The organism is Novilysobacter viscosus (assembly GCF_046600715.1).
In the GTDB taxonomy this organism is placed as follows: Bacteria; Pseudomonadota; Gammaproteobacteria; order Xanthomonadales; family Xanthomonadaceae; genus Lysobacter_C; species Lysobacter_C viscosus.
Genome location: NZ_JBJMAV010000010.1, coordinates 80,561 through 97,298 on the forward strand (window position 1 = coordinate 80,561; position 16,738 = coordinate 97,298).

Consider the following 16,738-nt stretch of genomic DNA (forward strand, 5'->3'; position numbering starts at 1 on the left):
GCTCCTACAGAGCATGGCGACTCGCGTCGTCCTGCAGGCGCTTCGCGGCTGAAGCCGCTCCTACAGGGGACGCATGCGGCTACAGGCGCTCGGTGGGTTCAAGCGCCGCCGGCTCGTCAGGGCACTCGGGTACCTCGTGGCCCTTGCCTAGCTCCCAGCGCCAGAACACCCACCCCAGCAGCGTGGCCAAGGCCGCGGCCATGGCCAGGTACATGGCGTCGTGGCTCAGCCAGGGCGACACCACCCCGGCCACCAGCGAGTGCAGCACCAGTCCGGTGAATGCCTGCAACGACGAGGCCGAGCCGCGCTGCCGCGGATACATGTCCAGGATCGCCAGGGTCAGGATCGGGAACACCAGTGCGATGCCGAACGCGTTGAGGGTCATGGGCAGCACCGCCCACGGCACCTCGGGGACCGGGAACGCGAGGTTGTAGCCAAGGTTGCCCACCGCGGCCACGCCGCAGCAGGCGAATCCGATGCCCACCAGGCGCGCGCCGGTCATGCGCCCGGCGGCCCGGCCGGACATGAAGGCACCGAGCATCATCCCGCCGATGGTGGGCACGAAGAACCACGCGAAGTCGCCCTCGCCCAGCCGCTGGCCGTCGCGGCGCAGCAGGTCCAGCACGAATGCGGGCGCCGAGGCGATGTACAGGAACAGCGCGGCGAAGTTGAATGCCCCGGCGGCCGCCAGCCGCTGGAAACGCCGGTTGACGAAGATCGCCGCGTAATCGCGCAGCAGCCGCTTGGGCGCCAGCTTCAGGCGCGCCACGGGCGGGTGCGTCTCGGGCAGCAGGAAGTAGGTGGCCACCAGCAGCGAGGCCGAGAACAGCACCAGGAACCAGAAGATCGCCGGCCACCGGCTCCAGCCGAGGATCCAGCCACCGATGATCGGCGCGATCGCCGGCGCGATGCCGAAGATCATCGACACCTGGCTCATCAGGCGCTGTGCGTCGTCGCCGTGCAGCACGTCGCGGATGACCGCGCGCCCCACGATCAGCCCCACCCCCGCGCTCAGCCCCTGCAGCGCGCGGAAGGCCAGCAGCGTGGTCAGGTCGCCGGCCAGTGCGCAGCCCACCGACGCCAGGGTGAACACCGCCAGCCCGCCCAGGATCACCTTGCGCCGGCCGATCGTGTCCGACAGCGGGCCATGGACGATGCTCATCAGCGCATAACCGATCAGGTAGACGCTGATCGTCTGCTGCATCGCCAGCTTGTCGGCGCCCAGTTGCGCGCCTATCTGCGGGAAGGCCGGAAAGATCGTGTCGATCGAGAACGGCCCGAACATCGCCAGGCCGCCCAGCAGCAACGCCAGGCGGCGTGTCGAGGGCGCGGTCAAGTGTCCGCTCCGGGGACCTCGCGACCGCAACGGCATGAATGGGGGACGAGGGACATGCGGCAAGGATACGGGCTGGCGCCCCGCCCGGTGGTGCCCGCGCAGGCGATTCGCCGTCCCACCCAGCAACAGCCGGCCTGCCCCGTAGGAGCGGCTTCAGCCGCGATAGCGCCCCCGCCGCTCCCCCGGGTCCCTTTGTAGGAGCGACGTAAGTCGCGACCGCCAACCTTCCGGACACGCGCGATCGCGACTTACGTCGCTCCTACACGGGAAGGCATCGCGGTTGAAGCCGCTCCGACAAGGACACGGGCGCCCGCCTCCACCCCCGCCCTCCGCGTATAATCCCGCCCACAGCACGCGGTGGGAGAAGCGGGGGCCAGCCCCTGCTGCCGAAGGCGCAATCGCCCGGAATCGCTCAGGCGCAATACCGCCCCGTGCTGGGCGTGGCCCACACCACGCCCGACACTCTGGAGAGACCGGCCAGCCCCTAGGGGCCGGCGCCGGCGCCGAAGGGGCAAGAAGCGACGCGGGCCCCCTCCCCCGCCCCCGCGCTTCCAAACTCTCAGGCAGAAGGACAGAGGGGCAGCTCGTCCGCGCGGCACGGCGGACGGGCGACGGCGGACGGCCCTGCGGCCGGCACGCCGGCCCCCTCCACTGCCGCCCCGCGGCCACCGGACCTTCGCCATGAGCCAGCCCGCCACCCCGTCCCTGCGCGACCTCGAGCACCACGACGCGTTCCTGGAGCGCCACATCGGCCCCAACGAGGCCGAGATCGCACACATGCTCAAGACCATCGGCCGCGACTCGCTTGACGCGATGACCGACGCGATCGTCCCGCGCAACATCAAGTCGCCCGCGCCGCTGGCCCTGCCCGAGCCGATCAGCGAGGTCGAGGCGATCGCCAAGATCCGCGCAATCGCCGGGCGCAACCAGGTGTTCCGCAGCTTCATCGGGCAGGGCTACGCGGGCACCCACACGCCCCACGTCATCCTGCGCAACATCCTCGAGAATCCGGCCTGGTACACCGCCTACACCCCGTACCAGGCGGAGATCTCGCAGGGCCGCATGGAGGCGCTGATCAACTTCCAGACCATGTGCGCCGACCTGACCGGCATGGAGATCGCCAACGCCTCGCTGCTGGACGAAGGCACCGCCGCCGCCGAGGCGATGACGCTGGCCCGGCGCTCGTCGAAGTCCAAGTCGAATGTGTTCTTCGTCTCCAGCGGCGTGCACCCGCAGACGCTGGAAGTGGTGCGCACCCGCGCCGAGCCGCTGGGCATCGAGCTGGTGGTCGGCGATGACGCCAAGCTGCTCGAGATCGACAGCTTCGGCGTGCTGCTGCAGTACCCCGACACCTACGGCCGCATCGGCGACGGCAAGCAGTCACACCAGGCGCTGGGCGACGCCGTGCACGCCCGCAACGGCCTGGTGTGCGTGGCCGTGGACCTGCTCGCGCTCACCCTGCTGACTCCGCCGGGCGAATGGGGCGCGGACATCGTGGTCGGCAACACCCAGCGCTTTGGCGTGCCGTACGGCTTCGGCGGTCCGCATGCCGCGTTCATGGCCTGCCGCGACGCGTTCAAGCGCTCCATGCCCGGCCGGCTGATCGGCGTGTCGGTCGATGTGGAGGGCAAGCCGGCCTACCGCCTTACCCTGCAGACCCGCGAGCAGCACATCCGCCGCGAAAAGGCGACCTCCAACATCTGCACCGCGCAGGTGCTGCTGGCGGTCATGGCCTCGATGTACGCCGTCTACCACGGCCCCGAGGGGCTGGTCCGCATCGCCCGTCGCACCCACCGCCTGGCCTCCATCCTGGCCGGCGCGCTGCGCGACGCCGGTGTCGAGGTGGGCGAGCGGTTCTTCGACACCCTGCACGTCACCGGCATCGACGCCGCCGAGCTGCACCAGCGCGCGCAGGCCGTGCGCATCAACCTGCGCGCCATCGATGCATCCAGTGTGTGCATCGCGCTGGACGAGACCACCACCCGCGAGGACGTCATCGCGCTGGCCGGCCTGTTCGGGGTGGAAATCGTCGGCATCGACGAGGTCGACGCCCGCACGCGCGACGCACTGCCATCGGGCCTGCTGCGCGACTCGAAGTTCATGACCCACCCGGTGTTCAACACCCACCACAGCGAACACGAGATCCTGCGCTACATGCGCAGCCTGGCCGACAAGGACCTGGCGATGGATCGCACCATGATCCCGCTGGGCAGCTGCACCATGAAGCTCAACGCCACCGCCGAGATGATCCCGGTGACGTGGCCGGAGTTCGCCAACATCCACCCGCTGGCCCCGGCCGACCAGGCGCAGGGCTACAGGCAGCTGATCGACGAACTGGAAGCGATGCTGGTGGAGTGCACCGGCTACGACGCCGTCAGCCTGCAGCCCAACTCCGGCGCGCAGGGCGAGTACGCCGGCCTGCTGGCGATCCGCGCCTACCACCGCGCCAACGGCCAGCCCCAGCGCGACATCTGCCTGATCCCCGAGTCCGCCCATGGCACCAACCCGGCTTCCGCGCAGCTGTGCGGCATGCACGTGGTGGTGACCAAGTGCGACAAGGACGGCAACGTCGACCTGGCCGACATCCGCGACAAGGCCGCCAAGTATTCCGATCGGCTGGCCGCGCTGATGATCACCTACCCGTCCACGCACGGCGTGTTCGAGGAGGACATCGTCGAGATCTGCGAAGCGGTCCACGCCCACGGCGGCCAGGTCTACACCGACGGCGCCAACATGAACGCACTGGTCGGCGTGGCCAAGCCCGGCAAGTGGGGCTCGGACGTCAGCCACCTCAACCTGCACAAGACCTTCTGCATCCCGCACGGCGGCGGTGGCCCGGGCGTCGGCCCGTGCGCGGTCAAGGCCCACCTGGCGCCCTACCTGCCCAAGGCCCTGGACGACAGCGGCCTGCGCACCGACGGCGTCGGCAACGGCGCGATGGTCTCGGCCGCCAGCTTCGGCAGCGCCAGCATCCTGCCGATCAGCTGGATGTACATCACCCTGATGGGCAGCCACGGCCTGCGCCGCGCCACCCAGGTCGCGCTGCTGAACGCCAACTACGTGGCCACGCGCCTGGCACCGCATTACCAGACGCTCTACACCGGTCGCAACGGCCTGGTCGCGCACGAGTGCATCCTGGACTTGCGCCCGATCAAGGACGCCACCGGCATCAGCGCCGAGGACGTCGCCAAGCGCCTGATCGACTTCGGCTTCCACGCCCCCACGCTCAGCTTCCCGGTCGCCGGCACGCTGATGGTGGAGCCGACCGAGTCCGAGAGCCTGCACGAACTGGACCGCTTCATCGACGCGATGATCCAGATCCGCGACGAGATCCGCGCCATCGAGGACGGACGCCTGGACCGCGAGGACAACCCGCTCAAGAACGCCCCGCACACCGCCACCCAGGTGGCCGCCGAAGAGTGGACCCACGCCTACCCGCGCGAGCTGGCCGCATTCCCGTTGGCGGTCCTGCGCCAGCAGAAGTACTGGCCGCCCGTCGCCCGCGTCGACAACGTCTACGGCGACAAGAACGTGTTCTGCAGCTGCGTACCGATCAACGCCTTCGAAGGCGAGATCGAAGCCTTCAGCGAACCGATGGTGTCCTGACCCGGGCGGGCGCATTCAAAGTCGCGCCCTGCTCGAACCGCGCCCCCGCAAAGCCCCGCACCCGCGGGGCTTTTTCGTGTGTCCGCGAGCGCGTAGTCGATCCGCGACCGCCTCCCCGGTTCCAAGAGCGAGCGGGCGGAGCCCTGTAGCAGCGACGTAGGTCGCGACCCGTGCCATCGCCCGCCTTCGCTCTTTCACTCCACTGCGGCTTCGCCCCTGCAGGAATTGCGGATTACCCCTGCAGGAGCGGCTTCAGCCGCGATCACGCATCCGACCCACCTTTGTACATCCCATCACCCCTTGTAGGAGCGACGTAAGTCGCGAAGGAATTCCGGCAAGCGGCACAGGCACCCCGGCAGCCGAAGCACGTCGGTCGCGCCTGAAACCGCTGCGACAGAGGAGGCGGGCAAACCACCTCACGCGACCGGGGACGCACAAGGTGCTGGTTGCCTGCGTTGCACACCGGATCCCGGTCGCGACTTACGTCGCTCCTACAGGAGTCCTGCGCTACCACGGTGACCGGGATCGCGGCTGAAGCCGCTCCTACATGTCCTAAATGGCCACGTCGGGCCGTTCGGTGCAGGCGGTTCGGTCACCGTCGAGGGGTGTCGGGCGATGTTGCACTGGTGATACACCACAGCACTCCAACGCCCGGTGCCAGGCGGCTCGACACGCGCATGGCCAGCCCGTCGGCCGCCACGACAGCCTGTTAACGGCCGCCGGCCGAGCATGCCGGTTCCCCCACCAACCGGAGCACCCCATGGCCAGAGCCAAGACGCCGACCGCCACCCCGCCAGGCAAGCAGCCTCCCCGGGGTGCCAAGCCGGCCAAGGACATGAAGCCCGGATCGGTGGGACGGCGCGCCGGGGCGGACCCGGACGCCGATGCGCCGCGCGGCGAAGGGGGCGAGCTGCACCAGCAGGCCGGGGGCGAGCGTCCGCAGCTGACCACCAACATGGGCGTGGTGATCGCCGACAACCAGAACTCGCTCACCTCCACACCGCGCGGGCCGACGCTGCTGGAGGACTTCATCCTCCGCGAGAAGATCACCCACTTCGACCACGAGCGCATCCCCGAGCGGATCGTGCACGCCCGCGGCAGTGCGGCCCACGGCTTCTTCGAGCTGACCAAGTCGCTGAAGAAGTACACCCGCGCACGCATCCTCACCGAGGTCGGCGAACGCACGCCGGTGTTCACCCGGATCTCCACCGTGGCCGGTGGCTCGGGCTCGGTCGACACGCCGCGTGACGTACGCGGCTTCGCGGTCAAGTTCTATACCAAGGAAGGCAACTGGGACCTGGTCGGCAACAACATCCCGGTGTTCTTCATCCAGGACGCGATGAAGTTCCCCGACATCGTCCATGCGGTGAAGATGGAGCCCGACCGCGGCTACCCGCAGGCCTCCGCCGCGCACGACACGTTCTGGGACTTTATCTCGCTGACCCCGGAATCGATGCACAAGATCATGTGGGCGATGAGCGACCGCGCCATCCCGCGCTCGCTGCGTTTCATCGAAGGGTTCGGCATCCACAGCTTCCGGCTGGTCAACGAAGAGGGCAAGAGCACCTTCGTGAAGTTCCACTGGCGGCCCAAGCTCGGCGTCCAGTCCACCCTGTGGGACGAGGCGATGAAGCTGCAGGCGGCCGACAACGATTTCCACCGCCGCGACCTGTTCGAATCCATCCAGGCCGGCAACTTCCCGGAATGGGAACTGGGCGTGCAGCTGTTCACGGAAGAAGAGGCCGACGCCTTCCCGTTCGACCACCTGGACCCCACCAAGATCATCCCCGAGTCGCTGGTGCCACTGCAGATGGTCGGCCGGATGGTGCTGGACCGGTGGCCCGACAACTTCTTTGCCGAGACCGAGCAGGTCGCCTACTGCCCGGCCAACGTCGTGCCGGGCATCGACTTCTCGAACGATCCGCTGCTGCAGGGCCGGCTGTTCTCCTATCTGGACACGCAGCTGATCCGCCTGGGCGGGCCCAACTTCCACCAGATCCCGATCAACCAGCCCAAGTGCCCGTTCGCCAACCACCAGCGCGACGGGCACATGCAGATGCAGGTGCACAAGGGCCGGGTCAACTACGAGCCCAGCTCGCTGCAGGACGACAGCCCGCGCGCGGACATGAAGGCCGGCTACCGCAGCTTTGCCGAGCAGCCCGACGACGGCGTCAAGGGCCGCGTCCGGCCGGAGAGCTTCGCCGACCACTACAGCCAGGCGCGCATGTTCTTCCGCAGCCTGGAAGCGCCCGAGCAGGCGCACGTCGCCTCGGCACTGGTGTTCGAACTGTCGAAGGTGGAAACCCCCAAGGTGCGTGAACGCATGGTCGGGCACCTGATCAACATCGACCAGTCGCTCGCCCAACGCGTGGCCGACGGCCTGGGCCTGGATGCCCTGCCCCCCGCGCAGAAGGCGGCGATGGCGCCGATCGACATGCCGGCCGCGCCGGAGGTGCGGATCATCGGCCGCATGCGCGAGACCCTGAAGGGCCGCGCGGTGGGCATCCTGATCGACGAAGGCAGCGATGCCGCCGCGCTCAAGGCCCTCGTCAAGGCCGCGCAGTCGGCCGGCGCCACGGTCAAGATCGTCGCACCCAAGCTGGGTGGCGCAGTGCTGTCGGACGGCAAGAAGCAGCCCGCCGACGGCCAGCTTCAGGGCACGCCGTCGGTGGTGTTCGACGCGGTGGCGGTGCTGCTCAGCGAAGCGGCCGGCAAGAAGCTGGCCAAGGACTCGGCCGCGGTGGATTTCGTGGCCTTCGCCTGGGCGCACCTCAAGGCGATCGCACACGACGCCGGCGCCGCGCCGCTGCTCAAGGCCGGCAACGTGGGCAAGGACGCGGGCATCGTCGACGCCGGCGACACCCAGGCCTACATCAAGGCGGCCAGCACGCGGCAGTGGGCACGCGAGCCCAAGGTGCGCAACCTGGCCTGACGGCGGCCCCATCCGGCCGGGCGACCGGCCGGATGCCGCGTGCCCGCGTTGCTGTTGGAAACGGCACTCGTGCGCCGGCGAACCGCATCGTGGACAGCGATGTGCTCCTGAATTCAACGCAGCCTCAACCGGACTGAACATTTCACGAAACAGAAGCGGCCCACGATAGTTTTTTTCACGCATGCATAGCGCTTGGTTCAATAGGTTTGACACTCCCCCACACACAAGGAAGCACGCCCATGGCACGCATTCCCGAGCAGCAGTACCGCAACCATTTCCAGAACAACTACCAGCAGGCCAGCTACTACAACACCAGCCGGACCTGGGACGACTACGAGCCCGCCTACAAGTACAGCTACGAGCAGTACCAGCAGAACGAAGGCCGCAAGTTCAACGAAGTCGAGTCCGACCTGGAGCGCGGCTGGGAGAAGACCAAGGCCAACTCGCGCCTGGCCTGGAACGAGGCCAAGGAAGCAGTCCGCGACGGCTGGCACCACATCGAGCGCGCCATGCCCGGCGACGCCGACAACGACGGCCGCTGATCACCACCTGATCGCACCGTAGTACCGGAAGGGCCCCGCCGAGTGCGGGGCCTTTCCATGTCCGCCCCCCCCTGCGCCGGGCCGTCGACCCCGGGCGCGCCGCAGAACCGTAACGAGGCCTTCACGCCGCCGTTGCGTCGCGGGTCGCAGAGTTTTCCGACCACGCAGTATCCGAGGACGCCGCCATGCCCCAGACCCCCGAACTCGCCGTCGTCCCCCAGGCCTTCGACGCCCCGCCCAAGCGCGACCTTGCCCGCGACTGGGCCGCCCGCCGCCTGCGCTCGCGCCAGGCCTGGACCGATGCCAAGGCCGCCAACGGCGACTGGTGCGACGACGACACCCCGCCGGCCCAACCGCCCCGCACCGCCCCCTGACCCCCCATACGAAAAGGCCCCGCACCGCGGGGCCTTTTTTCATGTCCGCGTCCCGGCACCTGGCGGCATCCACCCCTGTAGGAGCGACGTAAGTCGCGACCATTTCCCAGGGAACTCGTGCCCCCTGTAGGAGCGGCTTCAGCCGCGATCAAAACCCCACACCCCACGGGCCAGAGATCGCGACTTACGTCGCTCCTACACGCGAGCCCATGCCGCATACCGCCCAGCGGACACAGGCGACCGGTATCGATGCGCCACGCCTAACGGCGACGGGAGACGCGGCACCTCAAATCACCGCCCCCGCAACCGCCTGGCATTCGCCGACACCGTCCGGCTGGTCGGCTGCAACCCCGCCGCCATCACCCGGTCCACGTCCGACCACGCCGGCACCCACGGCATCGTGCCCGCCGACGCGGACGCCGACCACGGCATCCACGCCGCCTGCACCGCCGCGCCAAATGCACGCGCCTGCCAATCCAGCGTGGCCGCCGCCATTGCGAACCAGCCGGCCTGCATCGCCTGCCACTTCTCCACGCCCATGCGCGTCACCTCCCGGTGGTCCGCGGCCGTGGGGGCATGCGCAGTGGCCGCCAACCGCATCAACCGCTGCGCGGCGACCAGCGGCGCGCGGTGGGACAACTCGGTCAGCTGGTTCCGGGTGGAAGCGGTGCGGCGACGGGCCATGGGGGCAACTCGACAAATGAAGGTGCGCCACTCTCGCCGCCCAACCCCCAACCCCGTGTGACAGCCGTCCCCCACCGACCCCTCGTTGCACAAGGGGCTTCACCCGCGATCCCACCCCCCACCCATCTGTAGGAGCGGCTTCAGCCGCGATCCGAACCCCAACACCTTGTAGGAGCGACGTAAGTCGCGACCGCGCCCCCCCGCCCTCAGCGCCCCAGCACGAAGTCCGACATCCGCCCCGCAACCCCGCCGTACCAGAGCGCCGCCACCACCAGCAGGTTGACCACGACGCTCACCGCGAACCCCGCCTGGAACGACGCCTTCACCGTCTTGTGCCGCATCTGCTGCTGCGCGATCAGCCCGCCCGGCCATCCGCCGAGCGTATCCAGCGCGTGCAGCGTGGCCTCGGGCGTGCGCTGGCGCCGGCGCTTGCCTGCCGCGTCCTTGTCCAGCACGTAGGCGATGTACGACACCGCGCTCATCACCAGGTACACCAGCGTCACCAGCGCCGGGGCGATTCCCAGCAGCATCAGCGCGACCGCGACCGCAAGGAACGCCACGGCGATGCCCGCCCGGGGAATGCGCATGGGCGCCCGGTGCCGGGTCGGGCTGCGCGGGGCCGCCCGCGGCGCGGCAACCCGCTGGCCCGCGAAGCGCACATCCACGGCGTTCAAGCGCCCCTTGCCGTCCACCCGCGTCGCATAGGAAATCAGGTCACCGTCAAACGGACGGCGCGTCGCCTGCTGGAACGCCTTGATATGCACGAACGCCCGCGCGCCGCCGTCGTGCGGCGTCACGAAGCCGTAGCCCTTGCCGTCGTCCCAGCCGGTGATGCGGCCTGCACGGCGGGTGGCGGCATCGGTCGCGGATGTGCGGCCTTGGGTACTCATTGATCAGCGCTCGCTTGCGAGAAGGCGAACCGACGCACCGGCCTTCAACGGCACCGCACACGCCCCAAGTCGAGCGCCGGCGCATTCCCCCGGTGCCGCTGCACCCGCAGCGTCTGGCCCGCCACCGGCCCACGCAGCCAACGCCCGGCCTGCGCGCAGATGGTTTCGCGGGCTTCATCCAGCGACGCGTCACCCATCCGCACGATCACCACCGGCCCGCCTGACGCGGCGGTCGCTCCTACGACATCCACCGCCGCGATACGCGCCTGCCGCGCCTGCGCGGCAGTGCGTTGCCGCTGCTGCAAGGTAGTGGCCTGCATCTGTTGCACGCCGCGCTCGACCTCCGCCCCTATTGCCTGCGCGGCCTTCTGCATGTCACGCGCCATCAGCGTCGAGTGGACCCAGTACGAGTACCAGGGGTAGACCAGCGCCACGGCGATGAAGACCACCAGCCCGATGACGAACCGGCTGCCCGCCTCATCCCCCGCCGCGGCATGTCGCCGCGACACCGGCCGATGGCGCACGTTGCCCCAGTCCTTTTCCATGTCCTGATGAGTCATGCGCCCCCCAGCGCATCCGCGGCGCCTGCATCGTGCCGCGAACGCGCCGCGCCCGCCAGCGGGCTGGTTTAGGATGGCCCGGCCTGCCTCCAAGACCACGCCACCGCATGAGTGACGCCCTCCAGACCCTGCAGAAGGCCCTCCGCGACTTCGCCCGCGAGCGCGACTGGGAGCAGTTCCATACCCCCAAGAACCTGGCGACCGCGCTGTCGGTTGAGGCCGCCGAACTGCTGGAGCACTTCCAGTGGTTGACCGACGAACAGAGCCGCACGCTGGACGACGCCAAGCGCACCGCCGTGGGCGAGGAGCTCGCCGACGTGCTGCTGTACCTGCTGCAGCTGGCCGACAAGCTCGACATCGACCCGCTGCAGGCTGCCGAGCGCAAGCTCCGCCTCAATGCAGAGAAGTACCCCGCCGACCGCGCTCGCGGCCGCAGCGACAAGTACACCGAGCTTTGACCCACGCGTCCGGGGGGAGCCGCCGTTGATCGTCTACCAGGCAAGCAAGTCCAGGTTCGTCGAAGACGTCGGCAACCGCGGCATCGAGTACGACATCGCCAAGCAGTACCTGCACAAGACCGGCCGCTATGCGCCGGAGGCCGAAGTCCGCGCCTGGCGCGAGTCGCTGCAGGCCATGGCGACGGTGCTGGATGACGACACCATCCCCACCGACACCGGCGTGGGCGTGGAGTTCGGCATCCCGCAGACGTCCAAGCGCATCGACTTCCTGCTGTCGGGCCGCAACGGCGATGGCACGCCGCACGTGATCATCGTCGAGCTCAAGCAGTGGTCGACGTCAACGCGCACCGACAAGGACGGCATCGTCATCGCCCGGCGCGGTGGCGCGCACGAGCGCGAAGGCGCCCACCCGTCCTACCAGGCATGGTCGTACGCCGCGCTGCTCGAAGGGTTCAACGAGGCCGTCTACGGTGACGGCGTGGCGCTTCGCCCGTGCGCCTACCTGCACAACCACGTCGACGACGGCGGCATCAACCACGCGCATTACCAGCCGTACCTGGACAAGGCCCCGCTGTTCCTGCGGGGCGAAGCCGAGCGCGAGCGACTGCGCGCCTTCATCCGCCAGCACTTGTGCAAGGGCGACGACAGCGACCTGCTCTACAGGATCGAGAACGGCCGCATCAAGCCGTCCAAGATGCTGGCCGACAGCCTGGTGAAGATGCTCAAGGGCAACCGCGAGTTCGTGCTCGTCGACGACCAGAAGGTCGTCTATGAGACGGCCCTCGCCCTCGCCCGGGGTGCCAGCGCCGAGCGCAAGCAGGTGCTGCTCGTCCGCGGCGGACCGGGCACCGGCAAGTCGGTGGTGGCAATCAACCTGCTGGTCGAACTCAGCCGGTTTGGGCTGCTCACCAAGTACGTCTCCAAGAACGCCGCCCCGCGCGAGGTCTACAAGCAGCGCCTGCGCGGCAGCTTCAAGCAGGTCGAGATCTCCAGCCTGTTCGGCGGCTCGGGCGCTTTTGTCGATACACCGGCCAACAGCTTCGACGTGCTGGTGGTGGACGAGGCGCACCGCCTCAACCGCTTCTCCGGCCTGTACGGCAACCTTGGCGAGAACCAGGTCAAGGAGTTGATCAACAGCGCCAAGTGCACCGTGCTGTTCACCGACGACGACCAGATGGTCACGCTCAGCGACATCGGCCACACCGGGGAGCTGCGCCACTGGGCCAACGCGCTGGGCGCGGATGTCACCGAGATGGAGCTGTCATCGCAGTTCCGCTGCAACGGCTCGGACGGGTATCTGGCCTGGCTGGACCACACGCTGGGCATCCGCGAGACCGCCAACAACCGCCTGGACCCGGACGACTTCGACTTCCGCGTGGTCGACAGCCCCACCGAACTGCACCGTCTGATCGCCGAGAAGAACAAGGCCAACAACAAGTCGCGAGTCGTCGCCGGCTACTGCTGGGACTGGAAGAGCAAGCGCAACCCCGATGCCTACGACATCGTCATCCCCGAACACGGCTACCAGCGCCAGTGGAACCTCGGCACCGACGGCAGCCTGTGGATCGTCGCACCCAATTCCATCGAGGAGGTCGGCTGCATCCACACCTGCCAAGGGCTGGAGCTGGACTACGTCGGCGTGATCATTGGCCCGGACCTCATCGCCCGCGATGGCCAGCTACAGGCCGACCCGGCCGGCCGCTCGAAGAACGATCGCTCGATATGGGGCTACAAGAAGAAGATGAAGACGGATCCCGAGGGGACGCTGGAGCGGGTGGATCGGATCATTCGCAACACCTACCGGACATTGATGACCCGGGGCATGAAGGGGTGTTACGTGTACTGCACGGATGAGGAGACACGGGCACATCTTCGAGACGCACACTCGTCCAGATGACTGCAGCTTGGAGCTACACCGCCCCTCCCCTTCCGCACACTCCGCCCCGCTCCAGCCGCCGGCCCTGCCGGCCACGCCACACCCCGCGCCGCGGGGATGGCACTGGAGCGGCGCCGGTGGGCTTGCAGGCACGCGAAGCGGGCCGGCCCCGGCGCCCCACATGGAATGCAAGGGAGTGTGCAGTGAGCCAGAACATGATCAACCTGACCCTGACCGACGCGCAGCTGGAGGCGGTGGACCAGGCGTTGACGGACCTCGAGGCGCAGCTGGTGGACCTGGTGGCGATGACCGCCGAGCAGCGCCGCAAGCTGGCGCGCATGGGCGACAAGTCCGAGGCGTTCTGCCGGCAGACGCTGAGCGTGCTGTCGCAGAACCCGCAGGTGGTGCCGCCCAGCCTGAAGCTGGCCGAGGCGCAGGCCGACCTGGTGGCGCTGGACAAGCTGCGCCCGCGCCTGCAGCGGCTGCAGCGCCTGGCCGAGCGCGGCGCCGACAGCGAGACAGCGCTGGGCAGCGACGTGATGCGCTGCGCGCTGGACGGCTATGCGCTGTTGAAGGTGGCCGGGCGCAACCAGGGGCTGGAAGGGTTGCGCAAGGAACTGGGTACGCGGTTTGCGAAGGCGCCGCGCGCCGGGGAGGAGGCGCCGGTAGCGGCCTGAGGGTGAGCGGCAGGCGGCGTGCCTGCCGGGGGGGTTCTGCGAGAGGCCGCCTTCGGGCGGCCTTTTTGTTTTCTGGCTGGGCGGGGGTGGGACGTCGTCGACCTCCGACATGCAGGGATGCCGGCAACGGCGGCGCGGATGGGCCTTGAAGCCGGTTCGTTGCAGAGAGAAGCGCCAGCGCCGACGGTTGGCGCGGCAGCCGTGGTGCACGTTTCGCCACGGAGAGGTCCCCCGGGAGTTGACCAGATTCTGAGGCTCTACCTGCCTCGCGGACCAGGCGCACCGCCCGCGGTGGTCAGCCTTGCTGCGCCGCGCGCGCGATGATCCAGCGTTTCTGGCGGTTCGCGACCACCGGCGCGGCCTGGACCGGAGCCTCCGGCGTTCGTTGTGGCTGCTGCTGGCCAGGAGCGGTCCAAGAAGCGATCAACGTCCGTCCTGCTCCTGTCCGCCTCGCTCCCCTATTTCGTGGTCGATTCCGTCGCCCGGTTTCGGGGCGTCGGCCGCGTGCAACGTCGCGAACCTTCCGCTACTTCGCTGACAGCCGTAAGCGTGCGTCAGCTTGACCACGACGCCCTCCCCAGGTTGGACGCTGCAGCGGTAACATGCGGCCACTTCCGGGAGCCTCATGCAACAGTCGGCACTCTCGTTCCACCACCCTGTCGCCTTCTGGCTGGGATGCGCCCTTGTCACCGCGGGCGTGTTTTCGCATGCGCCGATGTTCCTGATGGGCCAGCACACGCACTGGCAGATGGTGGGCATGCCAATGACCACCGAGATGTGGGTGGGCATGGCCATCATTCCCATTGGCCTGGCCCTGTCCGCGTACGGCATGTTGCCCAGGAGCATCCCTGCCCTGCACGGTGGCCTGGCGTCCCCGCTCAACTTCCACGTTGCTGATGGCGTTCCACTCAACCGCGCCCATTGGACCCTGGTTGCGGTGCTGGTGGTCACGCTGGCAATCGACGTGATGAAGCCCGCGACTCTCGGCTTCGTGATGCCGGGCATGAGCGCCGAGTATGGAATCCAGAAATCGCGTGCCAGCTTGCTTGCGTTGGTCGCCTTGACGGGCACCACCGTCGGATCCGTCGTCTGGGGACGCATTGCCGACCGTTTTGGCCGCCGCTCCGCCATCCTGTTGTCTGCGCTGATGTTCATCGGCACGGCGATCTGTGGCGCCATGCCGTCCTTCGGCTGGAATCTCGCGATGTGTTTCCTGATGGGGGCGTCGGCGGGTGGATTGCTGCCCATCACTTTCACGTTGATGGCAGAAACCGTACCCGCCGTGCACCGGGGCTGGCTGCTGGTCGCGCTCGGCGGCCTTGGTACCTCCGGCGGCTACCTGCTCGCTGCAGGCGCTGCAGCCCTCCTGGAGCCAATGTTCAGTTGGCGAGTGCTGTGGCTGCTCGGCCTGCCTACGGGCGCGCTGATCATCGTGCTCAACCGTTTTATTCCCGAGTCTCCCCGCTTCTTGTCCAGCATGGGAAAGCACGCGCAGGCGCGCGCATTGCTCGCGAAATTTGCAGGTCGACGGGATCATGTCGAGCCCGATGACGAGGCGCACCCTGGCTCACCCGTCATCGACGAACGTCATCCGGTCACGGGTGTGCGGCAGCTTATGCACGGCCGCCATGCGTCGATCTCCTGGAGCCTGCTCGTCGCGGGTACCGCGTGGGGCCTGGTGAATTTCGGCTTTCTGCTTTGGTTGCCAACCAACCTTTCGGAACTGGGAATCGATCCCGCGGCCACCAGCGCATTGCTCGCCAGATCGGCGATCTACGCGTTGCCTGGTATCGCACTGGTGATCTGGCTGTATTACCGCTGGAGCAGCTTCAAGTCACTGGTGCTTTTTCTTGGGCTCACTGCGGGGTCGTTGCTGGTGTTCGGCGCTCTGGACATGCTGAGCATCAGGTCGGTGGTCATGACCACGTTGGCGACTGCTGCCCTGCTGGTGAGTGTCAGCGGTGTGATTGCCATGCTGATTCCCTATGCCGCCGAGATCTTCCCGCTGCGGCTGCGGGGCACCGGTTCCGGTGTCATCGCCGCGAGTTCAAAGTTTGGAGGCATCGTGGGCGCCGGTCTGGGGGTGGCTGGCTTCTTCGATCATTTCGCACTGTCAGCCATTCTGCTGGCGTTGCCGATGGCGGCTGCAGCGATCCTGCTCAACCGCAGTGGCGTGGAAACACGAGGGCGCGGACTCGAAGATATCCAGTACAACTTTCGTGATTCGAAAGCGATCTGAGAGCCGTGCTGTCGCAGGACCCGCAGGTGCTGCCGCCCAGCCTGAAGCTGGGCGAGGCGCAGGCCGACCTGGCGGCGTTGGACAAGCTGCGCCCCCGCCTGCAGCGGCTGCAACGCCTGGCCGAGCGCGGCGCCGACAGCGAGACGGCACTGGGCAGCGACGTGATGCGCTGCGCGCTGGACGGCTATGCGCTGCTGAAGGTGGCCGGGCGCAACCAGGGGCTGGAGGGGCTGCGCAAGGAACTGGGTACGCGGTTTGCGAAGGCGCCGCGCGCCGGGGAGGAAACGCCGGCCGCCGCGTGAGAGGTTGAGTGGCAGGCGGCGTGCCTGCCTAGGGTTCTGCAAGAGGCCGCCTTTGGGCGGCCTTTTTGTTTGGGTGCGCACGCGGATGGGGGCCGTGGATCGTTCGCCCTCGCGGGGTGGGCGGAGCCGCGCGGGGGTGTGGGGATGGCGGTCGCGACTTACGTCGCTCCTACAGGGGCGGCGTGGGGGCGGGGGGGGGGGGGGGGCTGGGGGTCCCGGGGTTCTGGGAGCAAGCCGGGGGGGGCGGGGGGGCGGGTGGGGG

The 16,738-nt window shown here is 68.5% G+C and carries 13 protein-coding genes and 2 riboswitches; of the genes, 9 read left to right on the forward strand and 4 right to left on the reverse strand.

All coding sequences use genetic code 11. From position 1 onward, the window contains the following. Positions 1 to 79 precede the first annotated feature (79 nt). Entirely contained in the window at positions 80 to 1,336 is a 1,257-nt protein-coding gene (locus tag ACJQWL_RS12910; RefSeq protein ID WP_330968512.1) for a multidrug effflux MFS transporter, read from the reverse strand. A 348-nt stretch (positions 1,337 to 1,684) separates the two neighbouring features. Beyond that, positions 1,685 to 1,773, forward strand: a riboswitch (glycine riboswitch). 17 nt (positions 1,774 to 1,790) lie between these two features. Next, positions 1,791 to 1,921, forward strand: a riboswitch (glycine riboswitch). A 96-nt stretch (positions 1,922 to 2,017) separates the two neighbouring features. On the opposite strand from ACJQWL_RS12910, the gene gcvP reads away from it, so the two are divergent. From gcvP to ACJQWL_RS12930, 4 genes are all read left to right on the forward strand, one after another. After that, positions 2,018 to 4,942 (forward strand): aminomethyl-transferring glycine dehydrogenase, encoded by a 2,925-nt coding sequence (gene gcvP / locus ACJQWL_RS12915; RefSeq protein ID WP_330968513.1) that lies wholly within the window; start codon positions 2,018 to 2,020, stop codon positions 4,940 to 4,942. Positions 4,943 to 5,777: 835 nt separating this feature from the next. After that, on the forward strand, positions 5,778 to 7,874 hold the full coding sequence (locus ACJQWL_RS12920; RefSeq protein ID WP_330968543.1) for a catalase: 2,097 nt from the start codon (positions 5,778 to 5,780) through the stop codon (positions 7,872 to 7,874). Positions 7,875 to 8,113: 239 nt separating this feature from the next. Continuing rightward, positions 8,114 to 8,416, forward strand: a complete 303-nt coding sequence (locus tag ACJQWL_RS12925) for a hypothetical protein (protein WP_330968514.1) — start codon at positions 8,114 to 8,116, stop codon at positions 8,414 to 8,416. Between the two features lie 185 nt (positions 8,417 to 8,601). Further along, a complete protein-coding gene (locus ACJQWL_RS12930; protein WP_330968515.1) occupies positions 8,602 to 8,790 on the forward strand; it encodes a hypothetical protein in 189 nt (62 codons plus the stop codon). Positions 8,791 to 9,081: 291 nt separating this feature from the next. Here ACJQWL_RS12930 and ACJQWL_RS12935 read toward each other — a convergent pair whose 3' ends face one another. The 3 genes from ACJQWL_RS12935 to ACJQWL_RS12945 form a co-directional block, all read right to left on the reverse strand. Further along, on the reverse strand, positions 9,082 to 9,474 hold the full coding sequence (locus ACJQWL_RS12935) for a hypothetical protein (protein WP_330968516.1): 393 nt from the start codon (positions 9,472 to 9,474) through the stop codon (positions 9,082 to 9,084). 206 nt (positions 9,475 to 9,680) lie between these two features. Continuing rightward, positions 9,681 to 10,364, reverse strand: a complete 684-nt coding sequence (locus tag ACJQWL_RS12940; RefSeq protein ID WP_330968517.1) for a DUF1294 domain-containing protein — start codon at positions 10,362 to 10,364, stop codon at positions 9,681 to 9,683. A 44-nt stretch (positions 10,365 to 10,408) separates the two neighbouring features. Then, positions 10,409 to 10,924 carry a hypothetical protein gene (locus ACJQWL_RS12945; RefSeq protein WP_330968518.1) on the reverse strand — a complete coding sequence of 172 codons (516 nt, stop codon included), beginning with the start codon at positions 10,922 to 10,924 and terminating at the stop codon, positions 10,409 to 10,411. Positions 10,925 to 11,031: 107 nt separating this feature from the next. Between ACJQWL_RS12945 and ACJQWL_RS12950 the strand changes: the two genes are divergently transcribed. The 5 genes from ACJQWL_RS12950 to ACJQWL_RS12970 all read left to right on the forward strand — a co-directional run bounded on the left by ACJQWL_RS12950 (position 11,032) and on the right by ACJQWL_RS12970 (position 16,476). After that, complete coding sequence (locus ACJQWL_RS12950; RefSeq protein WP_330968519.1) at positions 11,032 to 11,382, forward strand: nucleotide pyrophosphohydrolase; 351 nt, start codon at positions 11,032 to 11,034, stop codon at positions 11,380 to 11,382. A 25-nt stretch (positions 11,383 to 11,407) separates the two neighbouring features. After that, complete coding sequence (locus ACJQWL_RS12955; RefSeq protein ID WP_330968520.1) at positions 11,408 to 13,279, forward strand: DNA/RNA helicase domain-containing protein; 1,872 nt, start codon at positions 11,408 to 11,410, stop codon at positions 13,277 to 13,279. Between the two features lie 182 nt (positions 13,280 to 13,461). After that, entirely contained in the window at positions 13,462 to 13,935 is a 474-nt protein-coding gene (locus ACJQWL_RS12960; protein WP_330968521.1) for a hypothetical protein, read from the forward strand. A 625-nt stretch (positions 13,936 to 14,560) separates the two neighbouring features. Continuing rightward, positions 14,561 to 16,174, forward strand: coding sequence for an MFS transporter (locus ACJQWL_RS12965; protein ID WP_330968522.1), 1,614 nt, complete (start codon positions 14,561 to 14,563; stop codon positions 16,172 to 16,174). A gap of 5 nt (positions 16,175 to 16,179) precedes the next feature. Continuing rightward, on the forward strand, positions 16,180 to 16,476 hold the full coding sequence (locus ACJQWL_RS12970; protein WP_330968523.1) for a hypothetical protein: 297 nt from the start codon (positions 16,180 to 16,182) through the stop codon (positions 16,474 to 16,476). Positions 16,477 to 16,738 lie beyond the last annotated feature (262 nt).